This is a genomic window from Bacillus sp. JK74 (genome assembly GCF_053663395.1).
Map to the genome: position 1 here is coordinate 1,028,323 of NZ_JBSJQB010000002.1, position 23,788 is coordinate 1,052,110.

Consider the following 23,788-nt stretch of genomic DNA (forward strand, 5'->3'; position numbering starts at 1 on the left):
GATAAAAGAAGGGCTCATGCCTTTTCGGCACAGCCCTCCGGTTATTATTGTTCGAGCGGAACAACCGCGTCGTGCAGCAGTGTATTTAACCACTCAGTGTGTTTTTCTTTCGTTTCGTCATTCCATTGGAATCGGTCGCTCATGTAATCAATCACGGCCGTTTTATACGTTTGCACCCATTTGATGTCGAAGAACAGTCTACCCGTTCTGCGGACGAAGAAATCGGCAGGTGTCGCAGCCATTTCTTCTTCGATGCTGTAAGCCGCTTCCGCCAGAATGTGAACCGGAATCTGGCGTTTTTCCGCTTCATCTTTCAGGCCTTCAATCCGGCTGAATACATTTTCAACGTTAGAGCCGTATCTGATGGCTAACTGCTTAGCGGTTTCCTGTGATAAACCGATTTTCAAGCCGTCTTTTGTCTTTGCTTCCACAAATGACTCGAAGTTTTTAGAGCCGCCGACATGTCCGCCGGAAATCGGCATCGTCTTCGTCTTGCAGCCGCCGAAGTCCTGGCCGCCCTCTTCTTTCAAGCGGTCGCGGACAAGATCGACAATGTGCTCAGCCATTTTACGGTAGCCCGTCAGTTTTCCTCCGGCGATCGTAATCAGGCCTGATTGAGATGTCCAGATTTCATCTTTACGGGAGATCTCAGACGGGTCTTTCCCTTCTTCGTGAATAAGCGGTCTGAGGCCGGCCCAGCTTGATTCAATATCGTCCGCCGTAATGTTCAGTTCCGGGAACATATAATTGATGGAGCTGACGACATAATCGCGATCCTGCACCGTCATGCGCGGGTGCTCAAGTTTTTGTTTGTAAACCGTATCGGTCGTACCCACGTATGTTTTTCCTTCACGCGGAATGGCGAACACCATCCGGCCGTCCGGCGTATCAAAGTACACCGCCTGTTTAAGCGGGAATACGGATTGGTCGAATACGAGATGGACCCCTTTTGTGTGCTGGAGATGTTTTCCGCTTTTGCTGTGGTCTTTTTCTCTCAGTTCGTCGACCCACGGACCTGTCGCATTGACGATTTTTTTGGCGTACACTTTGTATTCCTTGCCTGACAGCAGATCTTCAATTAAAACGCCGACAACTTTTCCTTTTTCATAAAGCAGTTCTTTCACTTTAGAATAGTTGACAGGCTCAGCACCGAATTTAACGGCTTCTTTCATGACTTCAATCGTCAGTCTCGCATCGTCCGTCCGGTACTCTACATAATAGCCTCCGCCTTTTAAGCCGTCTTTTTTGACGAGCGGCTCTTTTTGCAGCGTTTCTTTAGCAGACAGCATGCTTCTGCGCTCTGATTTTTTTACTCCCGCTAAATAGTCATACACACGCAGGCCGATGGAAGTAGAGAATGAACCGAACGTGCCGCCTTTATGAAACGGCAGCAGCATCCATTCCGGCGTCGTGACGTGCGGGCCGTTTTCGTACACGATGGCGCGTTCCTTACCGACTTCAGCCACCATTTTGACTTCAAATTGCTTCAGATAACGCAAACCGCCGTGGACAAGCTTTGTGGATCGGCTTGATGTGCCGGCCGCGAAATCCTGCATTTCGCTCAAAGCGACTTTCATTCCCCTTGAAGCAGCGTCAAGCGCCGTACCGGCACCCGTAATACCTCCGCCTATAATAAACAGATCGTATGTTTTTTTAGTCATGTCTTCCAGCATATGATCCCGTTCCAAACTTGAAAATTGGTGATTCATCATTACGCTTCCTCCTTGTTGTCACGGTATAGAAAAAGAGACCACAACAGCCAAAGCGCATGTCATCACTTTGGTGCTGTGGTCTCTCCTCATCTCAGGACCGTTCCTATTAACTTGTTTTCAGTATACCATAATTTTATCTTATTTAAAAGCCATAGCTGCATTTACTGCTTTTTTCCATCCGCCGTACAATTCATCGCGTTTTTCATCTTCCATTTCCGGTTTGAATTGCTTATCAAGGTTCCACTGATCGGCGATTTCAGTGCTGTCCTTCCAGTAGCCGACAGCGATTCCGGCCAAATACGCGGCACCGAGCGCCGTCGTTTCATTAATTTCCGGACGTTCGACCGGCACATCAAGCAAGTCGCTCTGGAACTGCATGAGGAAGTTATTTTTTACCGCTCCGCCGTCTACACGCAATGTTTTTAAAGAGATGCCTGAATCAGCCTCCATGGCATCAAGCACATCTTTCGCCTGATATGCGAGAGATTCAAGCGTGGCACGGATAAAATGCTCCTTCGTCGTTCCGCGTGTCAGGCCGAAAACTGAGCCGCGCACGTCACTGTCCCAGTACGGCGTGCCCAATCCGACGAAAGCGGGCACGACATAAACACCGTCAGCGGAATCCACACGCTCTGCGTATGTCTCGCTTTCTTTCGAATCCTGGAACATCCGCATGCCGTCTCTCAGCCATTGGATGGCAGAACCTGCGACAAAGATGCTTCCTTCCAATGCATACTCGACTTTTCCGTCTAATCCCCAGGCGATTGTCGTCAGAAGGCCGTGATCAGAAGTGATGGCTTTTTCTCCGGTATTCATCAGCATAAAGCAGCCTGTGCCGTATGTGTTTTTCCCCATGCCTTCTTCAAAGCACGCCTGACCGAACAGCGCAGACTGCTGGTCTCCGGCCGCTCCCGCAATCGGAATGTTCTTACCGAAGAAATGATAATCAACCGTTTTCGCGTACACATGAGAAGACGGTTTCACTTCCGGCAGCATGGATTTCGGCACGCCTAAAATATCAAGAAGCTCGTCATCCCATTTTAATTCATGGATATTAAACATCAGCGTTCTTGAAGCGTTTGAATAATCCGTTACGTGCGCCGCGCCTCCGGACATTTTCCAGATGAGCCATGAATCAATCGTTCCGAACAGAAGATTTCCATTTTCCGCTTTTTCCCGCGCGCCTTCTACATTGTCAAGAATCCATTTGACTTTCGTTCCTGAGAAATAAGGGTCGATCAAAAGTCCCGTTTTTTCTCTGAATGTATCATTATATCCTTTTTCACGAAGCTCTTCGCAAATGCCGGATGTTTGTCTCGATTGCCACACAATCGCATTGTATACCGGCTTTCCGGTATCTTTATCCCATACGACCGTCGTTTCCCTTTGGTTCGTGATGCCGATACCGGCAATTTGATCAGCGCTGATTCCGGACTCGGAAATCACAGTCGCGATAACGGCGAGCACCGATCCCCAGATTTCGTTCGCATTGTGCTCCACCCAGCCCGGCTGAGGGAAATGCTGTGTGAATTCCTTTTGAGCGGAATGCACGATTTTTCCTTCTTTATTAAAAAGAATCGCTCTTGAACTTGTTGTGCCTTGGTCAATTGATAAAATATAGGTCTCCATGATGCCGCTCTCCTTTTTAAATATATTCAGAATTTGATAATGTTTTCTGTGATTGAGATTTCTTGGTATAAATATAGAGTATAAAAAGCACTACAACCATTATAACGCTTACAAACCAAAAGCTAGGTGTCACATTTCCTTTAAACGCGGCATTGTAAAATACGCCGCCGAACGCACCGCCCATGATCGGACCGATTACGGGAATCCAGGCATATTTCCAATTTGACGGCCCTTTTTTCGGGATCGGCAGAAAGGCGTGAGCGATTCTCGGCCCCAAATCCCGCGCAGGGTTGATCGCATATCCGGTCGTCCCTCCAAGAGAAATCCCGATGGCAACGATGAGGAATCCGACAATCAGCGGGTTCAGCCCTTTTGTAAATTCATTCGCTCCGATTGCCAAAATGCCGAGCACAAGCACAAACGTACCAATGACTTCACTTATCATATTCCCAAATGTATGAGGAATACTCGGGCCGGTCGAGAAAACGCCCAGTTTAGCGGCCGGATCATCCGTCGCCTTCCAATGCGGCAGATAATGAAGGTACACAACAACAGCACCGATCATTGCTCCGATCATCTGTCCCGTAATATAAACAGGGACGTCTTTCCAAGGAAAGCTGCCTTCAAGCGCAAGGCCTATCGTTAAAGCCGGATTCAAGTGAGCGCCGCTGATGCTGCCGACGGCATATGCCGCCATGGCTACTCCCAATCCCCAGCCGAATACAATAACAATCCATCCGGATTGGTATGAAAGCGATTTCTTTAAATTGACTCCCGCACAAACGCCGCCGCCGAAAATAACAAGCAGCATTGTACCGATTACTTCTCCCCAAAATGCTGTCATCACCATTCCTCCTAAATGACAAAATAGCAGGTTTGACAGAGTTATAGAGAATAAAAAACCCACAACAAACCGCTTTACGCTTTATTGCTTCCGTAAAGAGCTGTTGTGGGTCTCCGGATCTCCATCACATAGTATTAACCTAGGTCTATTGTAACAACGGGTGTAAGCGGTGTCAATCTTTTTTTGTCATAGAATGTTCATATTTAGCCCATAGTTCGGTGTCTGAAGTCGTCACAGCCGTGGCTCCTGCCTGCAAGGCGTTTTCAACGTCCTGCTCCGTGCGGATGAAGCCGCCGGCAAAAATCGGAATCCCCGTCATTTCTTTAATTTCTCTGATTAAAGTCGGAACGATGCCCGGGAGAACCTCGATAAAGTCAGGCTTATGCTTTCCGACGAATTCCATGCTTTTCTCCATGGCGCTCGTATCCAAGAGAAACAGACGCTGGATCGCGTATATTTTCTTTTGTTTCGCTTTGACGATGACGGCGGACCTCGTCGAAATGATGCCCGCGGGCCTGATGTCCTGACAAATGAACTCCGCACCGTATTCGTCATGCTTAATGCCGTGAATTAAATCGACGTGAACCATCAGAAGTTTTCCGTGTTTTTTCGCTTCATTCACGACACCTTTTAATTGACCGAGGTGGATATCTAAAATGACGCCGTATAAGAACGGACTCTCTAAAAATGCATCGAATTGCTTCATGTTCCGGATAGCCGGTAGAATCTTCTGGTTGTGAAAACTCATGTTTTACTCCTTTACTTTAAAAATCAATGCTCAGCACGCTTTCCTTGACGGTCGAAATGATGAAAGAGAGCTCCTCGTCGGACAGGCAAAAAGGCGGAGACAGCTGAATGACATTATTATATCCCGCTACAGTATCACCATTTTTCCCGACAAGCAGGCCTTTTTCTCTGCACGCGGTGATGACGTGCTGCACAAGAGCGGCATCAGCGGGTTCCTTCGTGATTTTGTCCTTGACGAGCTCAATGCCGGCAAGAAGGCCTTTGCCCCGTACATCGCCGACCGCCGGATGTTCTTTGAGCGGCTCAAGCTCACGGAGCAGCCGTTCTCCAAGCTCCCGGGAGCGGGCGATCAGATTTTCGTCCTCCATCAATTGCAGGTTTTTCAAAGCAAGGGCGCAGGCTGCCGGATTGCCTCCGAATGTATTCACGTGCCGGAAGCGGCCGTACGGCTCACCGCCTGAATACGCCTCAAAAATCTCCCGTTTTACTGCCGTTGCCGACAGCGGCAGATAAGCGCTCGTAATGCCTTTTGCCATTGTGACGATGTCCGGTGAAACGCCGTAATGCTGAAATCCGAACGGCTCTCCCGTGCGGCCGAAACCGCAAATGACTTCATCACTGATCAGAAGCGCGCCGTGGCGGCGGCAAATGTCCTCTACCTTTGCCATATACCCGTCCGGAGGCATCAGTATCCCTCCGCCTGTAATAATGGGTTCCATTATAACGCCGGCAATCGTTTCGCTTAACTCCCACGTCATGATCCGGTCGATTTCATGCGCGCTTTCCAATGTGATGGCATCGCCGGGATTCCGATAGAGATCAGGCGGCGCCGCGTGCAAAAAACCTTGTGAGAGCGGCTCATATTTATATTTTCTCTGCGCCTGACCGGTAGCGGCGAGCGCCCCCATCGTATTGCCGTGATAGCCTCTGTACCGGGAGATGAATTTGAAGCGGCTGTGATCGCCGTTTTCAATGTGGTATTGGCGGGCAATTTTGAACGCGGTTTCATTTGCTTCCGATCCGCTGTTGGAAAAGAAGATTACATAATCGCCGCCGAGCCATTCATTCAGTTTTTCCGCAAGCTCAATCGCGGGTTGATGGCTTTGGGTCAGCGGATAATAAGGAAGCTCCTTCAATTGGCTGTAAGCCGCATCGGCAAGCTCCTTTCTCCCGTATCCGATATTGACGCACCACAGTCCTGACATGCCGTCCAAATACCGTCTGCCGTCAATGTCCGTAACCCAGGCGCCTTCCCCTTTTTGGACGATTATGCTGTCATCCGGCTCCGCCCCTTTCATCGCGTGCCAAATCAGCTCTTTATCCTTTTGTTTGAGTGACTGATTTTTTTGTACATGTTCCACACCGCTCATCTCCCTTTCAATATCATTGCACTGTATCGAAAGCTGCCCGGCTTCTGACGCCGATTCTCATGGTGAAGTTTTCCTCTTAATAAGAATATAAAGGCGCGGCATGGGCGAGTCAATAAAGCGGCGGCAATTAAAAAAACGCTTTCTCCCAGAAAGCGAAAGGGCTACAAGAGCATATCCCGAAACCGGGGCCGGTGCAAGTGTTTTTATAAAAAAACCCGCCCTTAAGCGGAGCGGGCGTTTTTTTATTTCAGATGCGTAATCCGGTAAATGTCTTTGCGCCGGTCTTTCAGCTGGCGCACGGTTCCGTTTTCACGCTGCCTTCTTAAGATTTCAAGGTCCACGTCCCCGATCACGACCATTTCGATATTCGGATTCGTTTCACCGACGATTCCGTCTCTGGCGAATTCAAAATCAGACGGAGCAAAAATGGCTGACTGCGCGTATTGAATATCCATATTTTCTGTTTGCGGCAGGTTTCCGACCGTACCTGAGATGACGGTGTAAATTTGGTTTTCAACCGCTCTCGCCTGAGAGCAGTACCTTACGCGCAAATAGCCTTGGCGGTCTTCAGTGCAGAACGGCGTAAAGATAATTTTCGCCCCTTGATCCGCGGCAATTCTCGCAAGCTCCGGAAATTCGATATCGTAACAGATCTGAATGGCGATCTTTCCGCAGTCCGTATCAAATACGCGCACCCTGTCTCCGGCGCTGATGCCCCACCATTTCCGCTCATTCGGCGTAATGTGAAGCTTATATTGTTTTTCAATCGTGCCGTCACGTCTGAATAAGTAGGCGATGTTATAAATTTTCCCCTCTTCTTCAACGAAGTGGGAGCCGCCGATAATGTTCACATTATATTTCACCGCGAGATCTGTAAAGAGGCTGATATAGTCCTCGGTATATTCGGTAATCCTCTGAATGGCCAGACTCGGAGAACGCTCTTCGAGAAATGACATGAGCTGCGTCGTGAAAATCTCCGGGAATACCGCGAAATCAGATCTCGCATCTGAAGCCACATCGACATAATATTCAACCTGATTGGCAAATTCCTCGAAGGAATAAATCTTCTTCATTTCATATTGAATGACGCAGATGCGCACCGGAAATGCCGATTTGTAATAGCGCTTCGATTGCGGCAGGTAATCGACATTGTTCCATTCCATTAATGTCGCATATTTAATGGACGCGGTGTCATCCGGGAGATAATTCGGATTGATCCGCATGAGCGTAAATCCGTTCATCAGCTGGAAAGAAAGCACCGGATCATAAATCTGATGGCGCGTCACCTGTTCGACATAGGCTCTCGCCGTCATTTCTTCCGCATACTTATGATAATTCGGAATCCGCCCGCCGATAATGATGCTTTTCAGATTCAATCGTCTCGCCAAGTCTTTTCTCGCCTCATACAGCCGGTGTCCGATTTTCATCCGTCTGTATTCCGGGTGAACCATTACCTCAATCCCGTACAGATTCAATCCGTCCGGGTTGTGGTTCGTGATATAACCGTCGTCTGTAATATCCTGCCACGTGTGGCGGTCATCATATTCATCGAAATTGATGATCAGGCTTGAGCATGAACCGATAATTTCCCCTTCATACTCGGCGCAAAACTGACCTTCCGGAAAGTGCGCGAGATGGCTGATTAAATGCTCAGGCTCCCACGGCTCCATCCCCGGAAAACAATCCTTTTGCAGCTCAATAATTTTGTTGATATCTTTCTCTTCCATATTCCGTATGACCATTTTCTTTTCAAAACGGGTCAGATCAAGTTTCTCAGACAATGCTGCTTCCCCCTGCCGGTTCGTTTTGATCGTTCAATCGCTGTAAGAGTAATTCAAGTTCCATTTCCGCCATCGATTCCAGTCTGTGATCGTATTCTTCAAATAACAGGGCGCTCGTTACCTTATTCGGGACGATGACACATTTCATGCCGGCGCGTTTGGCTGCGATTGAGCCGTTGACCGAATCCTCAAAGGCAAGACATTCAGAAGGTTCAACGCCTAAATGTTCCGCAGCTTTCAGATAGAGTTCCGGATTGGGCTTCACTTCTTCTACGTCGTCAGCCGTCTGAATCACTTCAAATTCATCAAACAGGCCTAATTCCTTCAGATGGCCCGACACCCATTTAAAATCTGAGCTGGAAGCGAGCCCCACCTTCAATCCTAATTCTTTTGCCGCGGCTAAATAAGCCTCCACCCCGGGGCGCGCCGTTTCCGTCTTCATCCGCTGTTCGAAGCGCCCGCGCCTGATCGCCGTCAGTTCATCATGATCGAGCTTTCTTCCCAGCTGCTCCTCTAAATATGCGAATGGCTTAAACCCCGCCGCCGTTCCTATCACCTTTCCCCAGACGGATAAAGGCAATGTTGAACCGTGTTCCTCAAACATTTCCTGCAACACTTCATATTCATGGGTTTCTGTATCTAAAATTAACCCGTCAAAATCAAAGATTAATGCTTTTATCAATGGTTACAGCTCCTTTAGCTAAACGTACTGACCTATGTATACACTATACCGTGAATTTCTTTTGCATTCAAAATGTAACATTCTCACGGAAAGAAGAGCCTGCATGAGTGCAAGCTCTCTTCATCCGTTACTGTGTGTTTTGACTGGAAATATTAGAAAGAGCCGCTCCCGCAGACTCATTTGAACGCTGATCGACCGCTAAGTCTCCAAGCGCAACGATCCCCACCAGATGATTTTGATCGACAATGGGAAGGCGGCGGATTTGGTGTTGGGCCATCAGATGTGACGCCTCTTCAAGACTCATTTCCGGGTTTCCGGATACAACTTGAGAAGACATCACGTGTGAAACAGGTGTTTGGCCGTCGCGGCCTTGAGCCGTTGTTCTCAATGCGATATCACGGTCTGTCAGCATTCCTTTTAATTCCCCTCCGTCAACGACGGGAATTGCTCCGACATTATGCTGGTGCATCAGCTCAGCCGCTTCCTGGATCGTTTGGTTGGGAGAAACGGTAGCCACGTGGGTAGTCATTGATTGTTTGATTGAACTCATTGTAAAGCACCCCTTTCGCCATTTATTATGCTCGGGGGTTTGACTCATTATAAAGGGAGTTAGAGGAAAGAAATTGTGGTATCATGTCAAGGAAGCAAAAAAGAGCCTGTCAAAAGGCTCTTTATACCCGTCAGATCAGCCTTCTGTGACCGCAGGCTTCTGATCCGGCCCCTGTCTCGAAATCATCATAGGTAAAGGGAAAATTCATTCCGCATTCATTCAGCAAAGCGCAATTTTTATCAAACAGCGCCCGCTCTTTGACGTCATATACGGGGTGCGGCTTTGACAGCATGATATGTACCGTTTGCAGACAAGCCATAATTTGAAACGCTTCTTTTAAAGTTCCTTGGTAACGTTGGTTTTGTAAAGACAATACGCCCCTTTTTTTAAAGCGCTGAATTTCCAGTTCGGAGAAATAAAGAGGAAAGACATTTTGAAACAATTCAGAGGAAAGTTCTTGTATCGCGCTTTCTTGTCCGTCTGTCGCTGCGTTCACAATTCTCACATCAATCACCTTTCTTGCCATGTGAATATCCTTAATCTTTATCAAGAATAGCATAGAAAAAAACGCGAAAGCTAAGGTAAGTGTTTCCTATTGAAACAGCCGCTTTCCGCTTGAAAAGGAGCTTTATGATATGAAACAAAATGACCGCGGTCTGGAACTCCTGATTACGGAAAAACACGCCGGACAATGGCTGTTTTCAGTCCTGAAATCTGAATTCCAGGCGTCAAAACCCGTGATAACGGAATGGATGAACCAAAAAAGCATTCAGGTGAATCGGACATCCCCGAAAAACAACATCATACTGAAAACCGGAGACCGCTTATTCATTGATCTTCAGGAAAGAACGGGTTCTTCGGTGATTCCTGAATACGGAGAGCCGGACATTTTATTTGAGGACAGTCATATGCTGATTGCAAATAAGCCGGCGGGAATGCCGACTCATCCAAATGAAGAGGGTCAGACCGGAACCCTCAGCAACCTGATCGCTTATCATTTTCAAATCAACGGCGAACAGGCGAAAGTGCGCCACGTTCACCGTCTTGACCGTGACACGTCAGGCGCGGTCGTTTTTGCGAAACACCGCCTGGCCCATGCAATCCTTGACCGTCAGCTCGAAACCAAAACATTAAAACGCACCTATATCGCCGCGGCGGAAGGAAAAGTCACGCCGAAAAAAGGCACGGTTGACTCGCCGATCGGCCGCGACAGGTCACATTCAGTCAGACGGCGCGTCTCACCCGGCGGACAAGCCGCCGTCACCCATTACAAAGTGAAAGGCTATCATCCCGGTGCGCAGCTTACATTGGCAGAGCTTGAACTGGAAACCGGGAGAACACATCAAATCAGGGTGCATATGGCAAGCATCGGCCATCCGTTGGCGGGCGATGACCTGTACGGCGGAAGCAGGGCGCTGTTTCACAGGCAGGCGCTTCACGCCAAAAAAGTCAGTGTCGTCCATCCGATCTCAGGAGAAGAAATCGTTGCCGAGGCGCCGATGCCGGCTGATCTGGCTCATTTTACCGAAACGTATTTTTCTTAAACCGGGTCGGCATATATAATATATCGTTTCGGCGCATTTCCAATGTAAGAAAACGGATAGCAAGTGGTCAGGATCAATTCCTCCCTCTCGTGTTGAAGGGTGATGACAGACGTATCATCCCGGCTGACGATTTTTGTACGGCTGATTTTATAAGAAAACGTGCCGTAAGACAAAATCACGTTCAGTCTGTCTCCTTTTTTCAGTTCGCCGGTCCGGCGGAACACCGTGTCCCTGTGGCCGGATAACACAATTTGGCCGTGATCGCCAGGATAATAGCTGTCCTTATAATGTCCGACGCCTTTTGCTAAATCATCTGCGTCAGTCCCTTCGACGATCGGGAGCTCAGCGTCAATTTCAGGGATTTCTAAAATGCCGCTTGCCTCACCCGTTTTGGGGTGAAATTCTTTTTTGCGCTGTGCCTGCACAGCGCTTTTTGTTTCGTTCTTTTCCAAGACAGGTTCTGTTGCTTTTTTTGCTTCTTCAAGCGATTGGTTCGTTTTCATATGTGAATCAATGATCTTCCAGCTTCCGTAACAAGTGATGATAACACCTGCGATGATGACGAGAAGCGGAATATGTTTCAGTTTGTTCATCGTGTGCGGGCTCCCCTTTTCTTTCTGAAAAGCCAATATACGCCGGCACCCGTGATCACCAGGCCGGCCAATGCCGTCTGATGGCTGCCCGCTGAAGTATCAGGCAATGGGCGGCCTTTTTGTGTGCCGCTTTCAGTCTGTTCTGTACTTTGTTCCGAATTTGCAGCAGACGCCGGACGGGATTCGGGAATTGACTGCACTGTATCAGATGCTGTTTCTTCTGCGACAGGACGTTCAAGTTTTTTGGCTTGATCAGGCTGTTCTGCTGCATCCGGTTTTTTAGCGGGTTTTTCCGCTTGAGGTTTTTCTCCTTTATCAGGCCCGGTGCCGCCCGGTGTTTCCCCGCTTCCCGGCTGATTGCCGGTGTCATCAGGTGTTTCGGCGGCTGATGCCGTGCGGATGCGGCCGTCGGTTTGATAAGAAATCGGTGCGGAAAAGCTTTTGACATAGTCTACTGTCGCTTCCAAATCCTCAGGCCCCGTCACCGGATTCTTGCCGAGTTTCCCGATCGGACCGTATTTTGCCCCCGCCGCTGTCGCCATAAATTGATTGACTGTTACTGTATATCCTTTTTCGGGCTGTATGTCTGTGCCGTCCGCCATCTTCATATCCACCGCTTGTCCGGTTTCCGGGTTCCATGTATAGGAAAATCCGCTGATGCTGTAATCCGGTCCGTACACCGGAGATATTTGCGCGTTGATGATCTCCCGCAAATCTTTTCCTTTGATTTCAAGCTTCGTCAGCACATTGCCGAACGGCTGTACATTATAAAGGTCTCCCCATGTGATCGTCCCTTTTTTTATGCCGTCCCGGATGCCTCCCCCATTCATAAGCGCAAAATCGGATTTCATCTTCGCTTTCATACCGTCGGCAATCAGATTTCCGAGCGCCGTGTCGCCGTCATTTGAATACCCGCCCGTTATATCATGGGCCGCTTCCCCGACCGCTTCGCTGATAATCGGTTTCACTTTCTCTTCATATTTGCTTAATATGCCTGCCGCATCCGGATCAGGCTTGATTTTACTTTGATCGATATATTGGATTTCCGCTGATTTTTTCACGATATCCTTCGATTCTTTATCTAGTTCGAGATCGGCGATTCCGATTGCTTTTCCGTATTCAAATGCCTGCACGATCAGCTTGCCGTTGATTTCTCCGTTTACGACTTTATGATTGTGCGCGGCGAAAATCACGTCAATCTCTGAGTCTGTTCCGCTTGCAAGCTTTGCGGATTCTCCCGTGATGGCTGAGCCATTTTGTTCAGCAGACATATGGGCGAGCACGGCGATTGCTTTAATTCCTTTTTTCTTCAGGTCAGCGGCGGCGTCATTGACGGCCTTTACCTCATCCGTAAACGTAATATTTTTAATTCCGTCCGGAATGACCATGCCCGCGGCCGATCTGGTTACAACCCCGATAAATGCGACCGGAATTCCGGAAACGTATTTGATTTCATACGGCGGCAGAAAGGACTCCCCTGACTTCAATTTACAGTTGGCGCAGACGAGCGGGAAATTTTGGCCGTCATAACCGCTTGTCCCCTTACCGTCCGGATGATCTCCTCCATTGATGATCCGTTTAAGCTCATTCGTTCCTTCATCGAATTCGTGATTGCCGACAGTTCCGACATCAAAACCGATGTCTTCCATCAGTTCTACTGTCGGTTCATCCTGAAAAAGGGCTGACACGGGAGAGCTGCCCCCGATCATATCGCCCGCATGCACGACAAAGGCGTGTTCTTTCTCGGCTTTCGCCTTTTTAATGTACGCGGCGGCGTAGTCCATCCGTCCGAAAGTGCCATCCGGTTTACCGTCTCCGTTAAGGTCAAGCTCATATTGCTGGTCAATTTTTCCGTGCAGATCATTCATGCTGATGATTCTGAGCGGGACACGGCCGGAGTCTTCAGTCTGCCGTTCTTTATACGCTTTATCCGTTCCAGCTTCATTCAGTGATCCGGCTTGCCCGATTGCTTCCGCATCTTTCACGCTGGACATCATAAAACAAACCGTCAGCAAACAGTACGAAAGACGCAAACCCCTTTTTTTCTTCATTCATTTCCCCCCTTGTCTTCTAAGAAATACGTTAGCTTATTTTCTTAAAAATCACATCACTTTTTTGTAAAGATTGTCTTCGCTGGCGCAAAATAGTAAATAATCCCCACGTAACGAAATATGTCTTGATGTATAACGGATCGGCTTTTTTCACATCTTAAATGTGATTTGACATGAAGGAGGAAAACAACCAGTGGAACAGCAGCAGAATCAGCAGCAGCCGCCAGTAAATCAGGGGATTCCGGGTTCACCGCAAGTGAATCACGGAGGACATGAGCTTTTCGATATGCATGAAGTGCTGGCCGGAACAGTCGGCGTTTTGGATCAATTTATGATGCTCAGACAGTTTATACAGGATCAGCAGCTGGCCGACATCCTTGACCGCCAATATCAATTCATTCTCGGACTCTATAATCTGACGGCAGAATGCTTTAAGACCGGCCAAAAGCCTTCTCAGGAAACATCGACATATATGATGGAGGAACAGAACCAGGCCGTCTACGGTATAAAACCGACTCAGCCGAAAAAACCGAATCAATCATTAAATGATGTCAAAGATCTCGGAATAAGCGGCCATATGCTAGGCCTGATTAAAGCTCAAGCTTCTCTCTTGACGATGAGCTCGCTTGAAATGACCAATCCCGTTACAAGAAGAGTGCTCTCCGCCCAAATTCAGCAATATGTCGAAATGGCGTATGAAATCTTCTTATACCAAAACAAACACGGTTATTATCAGGTTCCTCAGCTCAATGCACAAGATATGCAGACCATGCTGAATTCATTTGCACCGGCGCAGGGACAGCCGCAAATGCCTCCGATTAAAGGACAAATGGGACAGCAGCAGCAAAACCTCCATTAATGAAAAAAACGGCGTTGGAAACCTGACTCTCCAATGCCGTTTTCTTTTTTTCATATGCTTTTGTGAAATCATGTTCAAATTGTTTCAGGCTTTCTTTCGTAGCTGCTTCAAAGCCTTTTTCAAAATCCTGTGTTTCGGCGGTTTTATTGATAATGGTTAAGATAATGCCTTCTCCGAATGTTTCGGTTAAATCCTTTATCATATAGAAGCTTTGCAAATAGACATCCGTTTCATATTCCATACGCGATTTCTGCCATTTTCGGTCGGTCGTTAATTGATCAAACGGCACGACGGAAAATGCAATCGGATCAATGACCACATCATAATGCGCAACCCACTCGCTCAGCCCCTCATGAAACCAAAGCGGAAATACAGACGTATCCGTCCCCAATTGCCGTGTTTTTTGATGAAACGCGTAGTGTGTATATTCATGTATAATCAATTGCTTATACATGAAAACGGCCAGCTCATCTTTTTTCAAAAGCTGTTTTTTCTCTTCTGGCAAAAGCCCCATCATCTGCTCCTGCTCTGAATAAAAACCGACTACATTTTTCAATCCTGAGTATTGCTCCATTTCAGCTTCATCCGAAAAGAAAATGAGTTCCAGAGGCGCCGCTCCTTTATAGCCGACAATGATTTGGTTGATACGCTTTGCGTGGTCCAGCGTAAGCTTGGTCAGATCCAAGAGCGGCTTTTCATCCGCCGTATAATAAATCGCTGTATGTTTGTAAATTTCTTTATTCATGTGTTCAGTCACTTGTTCCTTCGTCGGAACAGAGCGGCTGTTTTGGCCTGACAGGACGTACATCATACTTACTGAAACGGCTGAACTGACAGCCAATATGACAAGGACTCCGCACAGGATCAGAGTGAATGCCGCCCGTTTCCCCATGCCGTCACGCAAACAAGCTCCCCTCCCCGATCCTTTAATTTTCATCTCATTCTTTACTTTATGCTCAGGAGCGCTGGGTCGTGACGGCAGATAAAATAAAAAAGCCGCAGCAAATGCGGCTTTTCCATTCATTTATTTATTGGGGTTTGGGAATACACGCTGTACCATTTGGCCGAATTCATCAAACAGTCCGGATACCGGATGGCCGTTTTGGATTCGTTTTCCGTAGCCTTGCATACGTTCAACGAAGTCCGGGTTCGCTGATACATATACAGTCCGGACATGTTTATCGGCTGATTTCACCTTATCGGTAATCTTATTTTTCAAATGGTTGGCGATGGCGCCTTTTTGTCCGTTTGTCAGAACAACGGCTACATAAGCGCTGTTTCCGGCAACGATCACAGTCGCATTTTTAACTTCTTTTAAATCAGTCACCTTGTCGGCGGCTTTATCAGCCACTCTCAGGTTACGGTTGTCATTGTGATCGGTGTTTTGGTTATGACGGTTCACTGTATTCATATTTGTCGCACCGTCGTTAGGTGTGTTGCGGTAATTTACATTCTGGGTGCGGTTGTCATTTCGTTTTCCTTCTCCCTGGTTCCCCATACTGCACCCTGCGGTAATCAGCATCGGCAGAAGAAGGGCAGAAATAACTGCTTGTTTTTTTATCATGTGAATTCCTCCTTTCTCACTTTACGTATAGGTTTTTCTATTCGGCGGGATTTATGCACGCCGTTTGCATTCTGAGCGGTTTGGATAAATATCAGAAGGAAAGGGAAAGGTAAGCGTAATCAATTGAATGAGGAGGGATTTAACTTGTTCAGACAAAAAAGCGGCATCAGCCCGACAGCGCTGCTGATCGGATCATCGATTCTGATCGCAGCTTTATCACCCGAAATCCGCCGGAAAATCTCCGGAATGGTTTCAGGCCGAATGCAGCATAAAGATGGTACACACTCCATGCAGCCTGCTGACCTGATTCAACAGGCTTTCAGCGGGGAATCCGGCGGACAGCAGCACACGGACAAAGCACGGCATTCACAAACCGGCTCCATGCAGCCTGCTGAGCTGATCAAACAGGCTTTCGGCGGGGAATCCGGCGGACAGCAGCACACGGACAAAGCACGGCATTCACAAACCGGCTCCATGCAGCCTGCCGAGCTGATCAAACAGGCTTTCGGCGGGGAATCCGGCGGACAGCAGCATGAGCAGACTTCCCGCAACCACTCCGGCTCATCCCATACGGACGGACAGGCAGACCGCAGTAAAAAAACTTCGCCGAAGCCTCACTATACCGAGCCGATTCACTTCGAAGAAAGCGCGGTGAATGTTTTAAATGACAGCACCGTGATGAATATGCTGGAAGAAATTGAACCCGGAAATCATTAGAAACAAAAAAATCCTTCATTCGTTCAACGTTGAAGGATTTTTTCGTTTTAGCGCTACTTAAGCTTCTTCAGCTTCAATGACGATTGAGGAATCATTGTACACCGCGGTATCGGTTTCCTTCGTCATTTTACTTGTTAACAGCCCTGCGGTCATACTGCCGCTGACATTTAAGGCGGTGCGCCCCATGTCAATTAACGGCTCAATTGAAATGAGCAGCCCGGCAAGCGCGACAGGCATGTTCAAAGCGGATAGGACGAGCAGAGCCGCAAATGTCGCGCCGCCCCCCACGCCTGCTACACCGAATGAACTGATTGCCACGATGGCGATGACGGAGATGATAAATCCCGGTTCAAACGGGTTTTGCCCTACTGTCGGCGCAATCATCATCGCGAGCATCGCCGGGTAAATGCCGGCACAGCCGTTTTGACCGATCGATAAACCGAATGAACCGGCGAAGTTCGCAATTCCTTCCGGGACGCCCAAGCTTTTTTGCGTTTTAATATTAAGCGGCAAAGCCCCTGCGCTTGAACGGGACGTAAACGCAAACACCATGACAGGAAATGCTTTTTTCACGTATGTGATCGGATTTAAACCGCTGAACGTAATCAGCAGCAAGTGAATGATAAACATGACGATAAGCGCGGCGTATGAAGCGATCACAAACATCCCCAGTTTCGCAATGCTGTCGATGTCGCTTGTCGCGATCGTCTTTGTCATAATCGCCAATACCCCGTAAGGCGTCAATCTTAAAATTAACGTCACGACGCGCATAATAATCGCGTATACCGCATCGACAATTCCGCTAAACGTCGCAGCGTGCTCCGGCTGCTTCCGTTTCACGCCCAGAAAAGCGATGCCGAGGAAAGCGGCGAAAATAACGACTCCGATGGTGGAAGTCGGTCTGGCTCCCGTGAAATCAAGAAACGGATTTCCCGGCAGAAGCTCAACGATTTGCTGAGGCAGCGTTTTGGCCGTCATATCCTCAGATTTTTGCTGCAGCTCCTGGCCTCTTGATAACTCGGTGCTTCCCTGGTCGATATGGACGGCTTTCAGATCAAAGGATAGCGCCGAAACAATTCCGACTGCCGCGGCAATTGCTGTCGTGGCGATCAAAATTCCGATGATCAGTCCGCTGATTTTCCCGATGTTATGGGTCAGTTTCAGCTTCGTAAATGCGCCGAGAATGGAAATAAAGACTAGCGGCATGACGATCATCTGAAGCAATTTGACATAACCGCCGCCGGCGATATTAAACCAATCGGCCGTTTGTGTCACGATATGTGAAGCCGGCCCGTAAATCAATTGCAGTGCAAAACCGAATACAATGCCTAGTCCGAGCGCGGTAAAGACACGTTTAGAAAAGGAAACGTGTTTTTTTTGCATGACAAACAGACCTGCTATAAGCAAAAGCATAATAAAAACATGTAAGACTACAAATAAATTCTCCAAAACAGGTAAACACTCCCTTGCTCATTATCCTTTAACACTATATTATATCAATTCCGATCGGTCAAGTAAGGATTGACAATATATGTATTTTTATTGATTTTTCTCTTTTCTTTCCACCCTTTCTCTAGTAACTTATATAAGGGTGATTGTTATGCTGAAGGAACTGTTTCTTAATTTAACGATTTTAATCACATTTAATTATCTGTTCACCCTTCTTTTTAAAGAGTCGCTTTCGTATAAAGAAGACCGTCCGATGTTTCAATTACTGAAGGGGACGGTCTGCGGGCTTTTAGGGGTTTTTCTGATTGTTTTCGGCTTTTCTTACTCCGATTCCATCATTGATCTCAGAAATATCCCCATTATCATCGCAGCTCTTTACGGAGGCTGGGTGTCTACGGCAGCCGCCTTTGCGATTATCGTCGCAGGCCGTATCCTGATCAATTTCAATGCCAGCGCCATTTTTTCCATCGCCGCAGTCGGGGTTATTGCGATACTTTCGGCAGCCGTCCTCAGAGGAAAAAAGCCGGATCACAAAATGGCGTTCGTTATGCTGCTTTTTTCAAATGTTATTTTCACCTTGACGCTGCTGTTTCTTATGCCTGAACAGCCTGCCGGGGCCCTCGTTTATTATTGGCTCATTTCCATCTTGGGCGGAATGCTGTCACTGTATATCATCAAACACGAAGCCGATGCCCGCGTTTTGTTCAAGCAATACAAGTTTCAAGCGAATTATGATTTTCTGACGGGGATTTTTAATAAGAGAAAATTCGAGGACGTCTCGCGCGTTCTGTACGATCGGGCGTCTCAATCCCCCTCGTCTCAGCTCGCGCTTATTTATTTGGATATTGATCACTTTAAGCAGATCAATGATCAATACGGGCATTATGAAGGGGACCAAGTGCTGAAGGAACTGGGCGCGCGCCTGAGGTTCTTACTCAGCAGTTCTCATACGTCAGCCCGCATCGGCGGGGAAGAATTTGCCGTGCTTATGCCCAATTGCACCTATACAAAAGGGCTTCACCTCGCAGAGGAAATCAGGCACACGATTGACGCGAACCCGATTCTGCTGACGAGCGGAGATACAATTCCCGTGACCGTTTCCCTCGGCATCGCGCATTATCCGACAAATACACCGGATCCTCAGACATTGCCCCTGATCGCGGACCGGATGCTGTACAAAGCGAAAACATCAGGGCGCAATCAAGTGTGCAGCACTGAAAAAAAAGAATGATCGCCCGAAGAGGAAATCATTCTTTCTTTTCAGTGAGAAAGCCGCCCCTCAGGAAAACGGGAATCAGGCTGCCCTCATATTCTTTTTCAATCAACGCCGCGGTATCGTCTGATTGATACAAAGACAGGAGTTTTTGCAGCCGTTCATCATCTTTATCCTCAGCTCTGACGGCGATCAGATGAATATACGCTTCCTTCATTTGCGCCGATCGGATCAGCGCGTCCTTCTCCGCATGAAATCCTGCTTTTTTCGCCTCGCTTTGACTGAGAACTGCTGCGTCAGCATGTTCCGCCGCCTGATAGGCGTTCTTTTTTGTTTCCGTTTTTAAGGTCAGATGCTTCGGGTTGTCCTTGATCATATCCGTTGAACCCGTACCGGTGAATCCCTTTTTCAATGTAATCAGTCCGGCCTCCTGCATGAGAAAAAGCGCCCTGCCGAAGGCCGCCGCTTCATCAGGCACGGCAATGACCGCTCCGTCCGGTATATCTTTCAGCCGTTTATGTTGCTTGGAATACACCCCCAGCGATGCCGCATATGTCGTTCCTAAAGGAGCCAGCTTCTTTTTCACATGAGGCTGCAAAGATTTAAAATTAGTAACGGATTGAAACGCATTGGCGTCGAGATCCCCGCCGGCAAGTGCCAAATCGGCCTCGGCATAATCCGAAAACGTTACCAAAGAAAGCCGCAATCCTTCCTCACCGGCTTTTTTCGCGACAAACTCCCAGATCGATTGATCAGATTCATTGATTCCGATAGTAATGGTCCGGTTCCCATCAGGATAATGGCATGAAGTAAGTGACATGATCAAAATGAAAAGAAACAGACTGTTTATAAGCCGCAGGTTCAAGTTGACCTACTCCCTATCTATTTTTATGTACAGAAGCTGCACCATGGTATTCGGGCTCATGATTACATACAATACCGATTAAAAAAAGGGTTGTCAATTGCTTCCTTAAGAGGCTGCAATGCGGTTTTTATCAGCTGAAAATGGGCCGTTCTGGTCTCAAATCAGATTTCCGTATCAGAGCATTTTCCTCTTAAAACATGTTATTTCGAAAAAAGTTACATTTAGCAGTTGTTTTTTCTTCGGATTGCTGGTAGAGTAAAGGTAATTATTTTTGTTCGAACTATCTTTAAGAAGAAAGTTTTGTAAGAGTTTTCGTCTTGGAAGTTTGTTTTAGAGCAAGAATAGTGAATTTAAGCGTTATGTCGCTTTAGGAGGAAATTTCATGTTAGAAGGTAAAGTAAAATGGTTCAACTCTGAAAAAGGATTCGGATTCATCGAAGTAGAAGGTCAAGACGATGTATTCGTTCACTTCTCTGCTATTCAAGGCGAAGGCTTCAAAACTTTAGAAGAAGGCCAATCTGTTTCTTTCGAAATCGTTGAAGGAAACCGCGGACCACAAGCTGCTAACGTAACAAAAGCATAAATTGTTTTAAAAAACCTGCCGGTGTACGCCGGCAGGTTTTTTTCATCTAAAACGAAAAGCTGTTTTGCAAAGGCAAAACAGCTTTTTTATATCAGGTGGCAATATCCCGTTTTAAGAAGACGCCGAATGCGAGCGCCAGAAAAATAACGAAGTAAATCACAAGCATCACAACAGAAAATGTCATCGTCATCCCCTCTACTAAAGGAGTCCCGTTCATATATTGCGACAAATCCGTGTTCGCAAATAAAATATATTTGGTCCATTCAAATTTCGCAGCAAGAAATACCGTCGCCGTGTTCCCCATAACCAATAGAAAAATAGAAAATCCGACCGCTAATGAGCTGTTCCGGAATACCGCAGACAGCATAAACGCCATCGTCGCAAGCATAAAAGCGGAGACAGATTCATAGACATATGTTTTAGCGAGGAAAGCGATGATATTTTGCTCAAAAACATGGCCGTCTTTGTATACGAGATGAACATCAGCCGCAGTATCTCCGCCTGTACCGAAAAAGACCAATCCCAACAGAGCGGAGCCGGCAAATAAAATCACAAGCATCAGCAGTCCGAACAGCAGCACCGTCATATATTTAGATAGCAAAATCTGAAAACGGCTGAGCGGACGGATGGCCAGCAGCTTGATCGTCCCCCAGTTGAACTCATTCGCCACGATGCCTGCGGCAATGATAATCGTAAACAGCCCGGTCAAAACAGTCATCATCGAAGAATCAGCTACGTATGACCACACTGTGTACCCTGTATCCTCGGGGATGTTATGATCCATACGGTATTGATTTATCGCGACATTCTGTTTCAGGTTATCAATGAGCGTCTGATTTCCGGTTTCCTTCATCTGCTGTTTCATTTCTTTGTTTTCGGCCTGGAGCTCCTGTTTCCAATTCGGATTGGCTTCACTCGAGGTGAAATGGTTTGACAAAAGCGCAAAACCGATCATCGAAACGCCTAAAATCACAATCATAGCCCACGTCCCGACACGGCTGAAAATTTTTATCCATTCATTATAGATTAGCTTAAGCATATTGAACCTCCTCTTTCGTCCCGCCGGTAATCTCCAAGAAACGGTCTTCCAAAGATTTTGTCATGATTTTCACTTCATATAAGCGGATGTTTTCACGGACGAGCAGTGATATCACATCAGGCACTTCCTGTTTGGACAGCTGGATCTCAATGCCGTTTGTCTTCTTCACACAGTCAAACTGACTCAAAACGGCAAGAGCCTCTTCTCTTTGTTCAATATGGAAGTAGTATGTATCTTTATCCTCTTTTCCTTCATCCCTTACTTTTTGAATATCGACAAGCTCTCCTTTTTGCAGAATGCCGATTCGATCGCACATTAGCTCCATTTCTGACAGAAGATGGCTTGAGACGATGACAGCCATTCCTTTTTCACGTGTCAGCTTTTTCAGATGGTCCCTGATTTCTCTGATGCCGGCGGGATCGAGGCCGTTTGTCGGCTCATCCAGAATCAGCACCTTAGGATTATGCAGCAGGCTTTGGGCGAGGCCGAGACGCTGTCTCATTCCGAGAGAGTAGGTTTTTACTTTGTCATGTATTCTGTCCTGCAACCCGACGAGCTCGATGACCTCATCTATTTTTTCTTTCGTAACGCCTTTTACCATTCTTGCGTACTGCTGTAAATTTTTATAGCCGCTCAAGAATTTGTACAGCTCCGGGTTTTCCACGATGGCTCCGACGTGCCTGACCGCTTTTGCATAGTTTTTCGTAATGGATTCCCCGCAGATTACGATGTCTCCCTGAGACAGTTTCATTAATCCGACCATCATTCTGATCGTAGTGGTTTTCCCCGCTCCGTTCGGCCCTAAAAATCCAAACACTTCGCCCGCCCGGACGGAGAAGCTCAGATCATGAATAATCGTTCGTCCTTTTATCGTTTTCTTTACCTGTTGCAGTTCTAATACGGTTTCCAATTAGAATCCCCCTTCTATTTCGTGCGCCTGCATGACGCTTCTATACCATTGCAGCACAGACATTCCTTCCTGTTCCCGAATTTCTTCGACCTCGCGCCGTTCAGCGATTTTCCCTTTTATGAAAACCATCACTTCGTCTAACAGCGTCTCAATCTCGCCGATCTCATGCGTGGCGATGACGACGATCTGGCTGTCAAAATCAATATAAGATACGAGACTGTTGACAATCGACTCCCTGACCGCCGGATCAAGACCTGAAAACGGCTCATCCAGCAGAATGACCGATGCTTTTCTCGACAGGGCCAAAACGATTTTCAGCCTGCCCCGGCTGCCTTTGGACAGCTCTTTTATCTTCTGCTCCGCTGAAAGATTCATTTCCGTTAATAGGTTATGTGCTTTTTCCAGCTGAAAATCCGGGAATTGCGAATGATAAAATGTGAGCATATCACCGACAGTCGTCCGGGCGGAAAACATATCATGTTCGGTTAAATAAGCCGTACGAAACAGCATGTTCCTGCTTACTGCGCAGTCTCCCATCCGGACGGCGCCCGATGTCGGGAACGCAAGCCCGGCAAGCATTTTAAGCGTTGTTGATTTACCGCTTCCGTTCGGCCCTAAAATTCCGTAGATTTTACCCGGAGACAATGAAAATGATACATCGCTGACCGCGATCCTGCGGCCGTATTTTTTTGTTACGCGTTCAAAATCAAGATTCATCGTTTGCTTCCTCCGCATATTGTTTGATCCCGTCGAGCATTTCCTCAGGAGATAACCCCAGCTCCGCCATTTCCTGAATAAAGCGTTTGAAAACGTCTTTTGTCAGCCTGTCTTTCAGCTCTGCTTTCAGATCGGATCTTTCCGCTATAAAGGTTCCCTGTCCTCTTCTCGTCTCCACGATCCCCAGCCTTTCCATTTCACTGTACGTTCTTTGTATCGTGTTCGGATTCACTTTCATCTGTACGGCCATCTCCCTTACGGACGGCAGTTTGTCCCCCGGTGAAAGCTCACTTCTGATCAGCCGGTAATATATACGATCGGCAATCTGCAGATAAATCGGCTTGGATGACCGAAATTCATTCTCCATCA

The 23,788-nt window shown here is 47.4% G+C and carries 24 protein-coding genes; 5 read left to right on the top strand and 19 right to left on the bottom strand.

The window, feature by feature from the left end; translation table 11 throughout:
* Positions 1-44: 44 nt before the first annotated feature.
* From glpD to ACWJJ5_RS09705, 9 genes are all read right to left on the bottom strand, one after another.
* Positions 45-1,712 carry a glycerol-3-phosphate dehydrogenase gene (gene glpD, locus ACWJJ5_RS09665; protein WP_003155341.1) on the bottom strand — a complete coding sequence of 556 codons (1,668 nt, stop codon included), beginning with the start codon at positions 1,710-1,712 and terminating at the stop codon, positions 45-47.
* A 138-nt stretch (positions 1,713-1,850) separates the two neighbouring features.
* Positions 1,851-3,341, bottom strand: coding sequence for a glycerol kinase GlpK (gene glpK, locus ACWJJ5_RS09670; protein WP_007610291.1), 1,491 nt, complete (start codon positions 3,339-3,341; stop codon positions 1,851-1,853).
* Positions 3,342-3,357: 16 nt separating this feature from the next.
* Complete coding sequence (locus ACWJJ5_RS09675; protein ID WP_077721989.1) at positions 3,358-4,185, bottom strand: MIP/aquaporin family protein; 828 nt, start codon at positions 4,183-4,185, stop codon at positions 3,358-3,360.
* Positions 4,186-4,357: 172 nt separating this feature from the next.
* The gene (locus ACWJJ5_RS09680; RefSeq protein WP_003155344.1) at positions 4,358-4,933 is read right to left on the bottom strand and encodes a glycerol-3-phosphate responsive antiterminator; all 576 of its coding nucleotides are present in this window, start codon (positions 4,931-4,933) and stop codon (positions 4,358-4,360) included.
* Between the two features lie 16 nt (positions 4,934-4,949).
* Positions 4,950-6,302: an aminotransferase gene (locus ACWJJ5_RS09685; protein ID WP_454022373.1), complete on the bottom strand. Its 1,353-nt coding sequence runs from the start codon at positions 6,300-6,302 to the stop codon at positions 4,950-4,952.
* A 242-nt stretch (positions 6,303-6,544) separates the two neighbouring features.
* Positions 6,545-8,083 carry a bifunctional GNAT family N-acetyltransferase/carbon-nitrogen hydrolase family protein gene (locus ACWJJ5_RS09690; RefSeq protein WP_003155346.1) on the bottom strand — a complete coding sequence of 513 codons (1,539 nt, stop codon included), beginning with the start codon at positions 8,081-8,083 and terminating at the stop codon, positions 6,545-6,547.
* Positions 8,076-8,765: an HAD family hydrolase gene (locus tag ACWJJ5_RS09695; RefSeq protein WP_003155347.1), complete on the bottom strand. Its 690-nt coding sequence runs from the start codon at positions 8,763-8,765 to the stop codon at positions 8,076-8,078. The genes ACWJJ5_RS09690 and ACWJJ5_RS09695 overlap by 8 nt, the downstream gene beginning before the upstream one ends.
* 127 nt (positions 8,766-8,892) lie before the next feature.
* Positions 8,893-9,315, bottom strand: a complete 423-nt coding sequence (locus ACWJJ5_RS09700; protein WP_063174151.1) for a CBS domain-containing protein — start codon at positions 9,313-9,315, stop codon at positions 8,893-8,895.
* Positions 9,316-9,445: 130 nt separating this feature from the next.
* Complete coding sequence (locus tag ACWJJ5_RS09705) at positions 9,446-9,841, bottom strand: DUF5365 family protein (protein WP_007408448.1); 396 nt, start codon at positions 9,839-9,841, stop codon at positions 9,446-9,448.
* Positions 9,842-9,950: 109 nt separating this feature from the next.
* Between ACWJJ5_RS09705 and ACWJJ5_RS09710 the strand changes: the two genes are divergently transcribed.
* On the top strand, positions 9,951-10,859 hold the full coding sequence (locus tag ACWJJ5_RS09710; RefSeq protein WP_173612603.1) for an RluA family pseudouridine synthase: 909 nt from the start codon (positions 9,951-9,953) through the stop codon (positions 10,857-10,859).
* On the opposite strand, the gene ACWJJ5_RS09715 is transcribed toward ACWJJ5_RS09710, so the two are convergent.
* On the bottom strand, positions 10,856-11,452 hold the full coding sequence (locus ACWJJ5_RS09715) for a class D sortase (protein ID WP_167860013.1): 597 nt from the start codon (positions 11,450-11,452) through the stop codon (positions 10,856-10,858). The genes ACWJJ5_RS09710 and ACWJJ5_RS09715 overlap by 4 nt on opposite strands.
* On the bottom strand, positions 11,449-13,503 hold the full coding sequence (locus tag ACWJJ5_RS09720) for a 5'-nucleotidase C-terminal domain-containing protein (protein ID WP_146276412.1): 2,055 nt from the start codon (positions 13,501-13,503) through the stop codon (positions 11,449-11,451). The genes ACWJJ5_RS09715 and ACWJJ5_RS09720 overlap by 4 nt, the downstream gene beginning before the upstream one ends.
* 193 nt (positions 13,504-13,696) lie before the next feature.
* On the opposite strand from ACWJJ5_RS09720, the gene ACWJJ5_RS09725 reads away from it, so the two are divergent.
* Positions 13,697-14,362 carry a spore coat protein gene (locus ACWJJ5_RS09725; RefSeq protein WP_014304688.1) on the top strand — a complete coding sequence of 222 codons (666 nt, stop codon included), beginning with the start codon at positions 13,697-13,699 and terminating at the stop codon, positions 14,360-14,362.
* On the opposite strand, the gene ACWJJ5_RS09730 is transcribed toward ACWJJ5_RS09725, so the two are convergent.
* Entirely contained in the window at positions 14,322-15,266 is a 945-nt protein-coding gene (locus tag ACWJJ5_RS09730; RefSeq protein WP_003155360.1) for a hypothetical protein, read from the bottom strand. The genes ACWJJ5_RS09725 and ACWJJ5_RS09730 overlap by 41 nt on opposite strands.
* A gap of 120 nt (positions 15,267-15,386) precedes the next feature.
* The gene (locus ACWJJ5_RS09735) at positions 15,387-15,926 is read right to left on the bottom strand and encodes a YhcN/YlaJ family sporulation lipoprotein (protein ID WP_003155362.1); all 540 of its coding nucleotides are present in this window, start codon (positions 15,924-15,926) and stop codon (positions 15,387-15,389) included.
* Positions 15,927-16,070: 144 nt separating this feature from the next.
* Here ACWJJ5_RS09735 and ACWJJ5_RS09740 point away from each other — a divergent pair, with 144 nt between their 5' ends.
* Complete coding sequence (locus ACWJJ5_RS09740; protein WP_094247116.1) at positions 16,071-16,643, top strand: hypothetical protein; 573 nt, start codon at positions 16,071-16,073, stop codon at positions 16,641-16,643.
* 57 nt (positions 16,644-16,700) lie between these two features.
* On the opposite strand, the gene ACWJJ5_RS09745 is transcribed toward ACWJJ5_RS09740, so the two are convergent.
* Positions 16,701-18,092, bottom strand: coding sequence for an L-cystine transporter (locus ACWJJ5_RS09745; RefSeq protein ID WP_079898187.1), 1,392 nt, complete (start codon positions 18,090-18,092; stop codon positions 16,701-16,703).
* 151 nt (positions 18,093-18,243) lie between these two features.
* Between ACWJJ5_RS09745 and ACWJJ5_RS09750 the strand changes: the two genes are divergently transcribed.
* The gene (locus tag ACWJJ5_RS09750; RefSeq protein WP_326355112.1) at positions 18,244-19,323 is read left to right on the top strand and encodes a GGDEF domain-containing protein; all 1,080 of its coding nucleotides are present in this window, start codon (positions 18,244-18,246) and stop codon (positions 19,321-19,323) included.
* Positions 19,324-19,339: 16 nt separating this feature from the next.
* Here the strand turns inward: ACWJJ5_RS09750 and ACWJJ5_RS09755 are convergent, their stop codons facing one another.
* Positions 19,340-20,170 carry a MetQ/NlpA family ABC transporter substrate-binding protein gene (locus tag ACWJJ5_RS09755; RefSeq protein ID WP_176283213.1) on the bottom strand — a complete coding sequence of 277 codons (831 nt, stop codon included), beginning with the start codon at positions 20,168-20,170 and terminating at the stop codon, positions 19,340-19,342.
* 382 nt (positions 20,171-20,552) lie between these two features.
* Here ACWJJ5_RS09755 and cspB point away from each other — a divergent pair, with 382 nt between their 5' ends.
* On the top strand, positions 20,553-20,753 hold the full coding sequence (gene cspB, locus ACWJJ5_RS09760) for a cold shock-like protein CspB (protein WP_003155376.1): 201 nt from the start codon (positions 20,553-20,555) through the stop codon (positions 20,751-20,753).
* 91 nt (positions 20,754-20,844) lie between these two features.
* Here the strand turns inward: cspB and ACWJJ5_RS09765 are convergent, their stop codons facing one another.
* From ACWJJ5_RS09765 to ACWJJ5_RS09780, 4 genes are read right to left on the bottom strand one after another with little or no spacing between them, the layout of a single operon-like run.
* A complete protein-coding gene (locus ACWJJ5_RS09765) occupies positions 20,845-21,792 on the bottom strand; it encodes an ABC transporter permease (RefSeq protein WP_454022374.1) in 948 nt (315 codons plus the stop codon).
* Positions 21,785-22,702: an ABC transporter ATP-binding protein gene (locus tag ACWJJ5_RS09770; protein ID WP_454022375.1), complete on the bottom strand. Its 918-nt coding sequence runs from the start codon at positions 22,700-22,702 to the stop codon at positions 21,785-21,787. Before ACWJJ5_RS09770 ends, ACWJJ5_RS09765 begins: the two co-directional genes overlap by 8 nt.
* Positions 22,703-23,419 (bottom strand): ATP-binding cassette domain-containing protein, encoded by a 717-nt coding sequence (locus tag ACWJJ5_RS09775; RefSeq protein WP_454022376.1) that lies wholly within the window; start codon positions 23,417-23,419, stop codon positions 22,703-22,705.
* Complete coding sequence (locus ACWJJ5_RS09780; RefSeq protein WP_069473671.1) at positions 23,409-23,786, bottom strand: GntR family transcriptional regulator; 378 nt, start codon at positions 23,784-23,786, stop codon at positions 23,409-23,411. The genes ACWJJ5_RS09775 and ACWJJ5_RS09780 overlap by 11 nt, the downstream gene beginning before the upstream one ends.
* Positions 23,787-23,788: the final 2 nt, after the last annotated feature.

What these genes read in the sequence shown, in the direction of transcription:
- ACWJJ5_RS09680 (WP_003155344.1), bottom strand. Translation starts at nt 4,933, where the DNA reads ATGAGTTTTCACAACCAGAAGATTCTACCGGCTATCCGGAACATGAAG.
- glpK (WP_007610291.1), bottom strand. Translation starts at nt 3,341, where the DNA reads ATGGAGACCTATATTTTATCAATTGACCAAGGCACAACAAGTTCAAGA.
- ACWJJ5_RS09715 (WP_167860013.1), bottom strand. Translation starts at nt 11,452, where the DNA reads ATGAACAAACTGAAACATATTCCGCTTCTCGTCATCATCGCAGGTGTT.
- ACWJJ5_RS09750 (WP_326355112.1), top strand. Translation starts at nt 18,244, where the DNA reads ATGCTGAAGGAACTGTTTCTTAATTTAACGATTTTAATCACATTTAAT.
- ACWJJ5_RS09720 (WP_146276412.1), bottom strand. Translation starts at nt 13,503, where the DNA reads ATGAAGAAAAAAAGGGGTTTGCGTCTTTCGTACTGTTTGCTGACGGTT.
- glpD (WP_003155341.1), bottom strand. Translation starts at nt 1,712, where the DNA reads ATGATGAATCACCAATTTTCAAGTTTGGAACGGGATCATATGCTGGAA.
- ACWJJ5_RS09780 (WP_069473671.1), bottom strand. Translation starts at nt 23,786, where the DNA reads ATGGAGAATGAATTTCGGTCATCCAAGCCGATTTATCTGCAGATTGCC.
- ACWJJ5_RS09710 (WP_173612603.1), top strand. Translation starts at nt 9,951, where the DNA reads ATGAAACAAAATGACCGCGGTCTGGAACTCCTGATTACGGAAAAACAC.
- ACWJJ5_RS09735 (WP_003155362.1), bottom strand. Translation starts at nt 15,926, where the DNA reads ATGATAAAAAAACAAGCAGTTATTTCTGCCCTTCTTCTGCCGATGCTG.
- ACWJJ5_RS09685 (WP_454022373.1), bottom strand. Translation starts at nt 6,302, where the DNA reads ATGAGCGGTGTGGAACATGTACAAAAAAATCAGTCACTCAAACAAAAG.
- ACWJJ5_RS09675 (WP_077721989.1), bottom strand. Translation starts at nt 4,185, where the DNA reads ATGACAGCATTTTGGGGAGAAGTAATCGGTACAATGCTGCTTGTTATT.
- ACWJJ5_RS09765 (WP_454022374.1), bottom strand. Translation starts at nt 21,792, where the DNA reads ATGCTTAAGCTAATCTATAATGAATGGATAAAAATTTTCAGCCGTGTC.
- ACWJJ5_RS09775 (WP_454022376.1), bottom strand. Translation starts at nt 23,419, where the DNA reads ATGAATCTTGATTTTGAACGCGTAACAAAAAAATACGGCCGCAGGATC.
- ACWJJ5_RS09705 (WP_007408448.1), bottom strand. Translation starts at nt 9,841, where the DNA reads ATGGCAAGAAAGGTGATTGATGTGAGAATTGTGAACGCAGCGACAGAC.
- ACWJJ5_RS09700 (WP_063174151.1), bottom strand. Translation starts at nt 9,315, where the DNA reads ATGAGTTCAATCAAACAATCAATGACTACCCACGTGGCTACCGTTTCT.
- cspB (WP_003155376.1), top strand. Translation starts at nt 20,553, where the DNA reads ATGTTAGAAGGTAAAGTAAAATGGTTCAACTCTGAAAAAGGATTCGGA.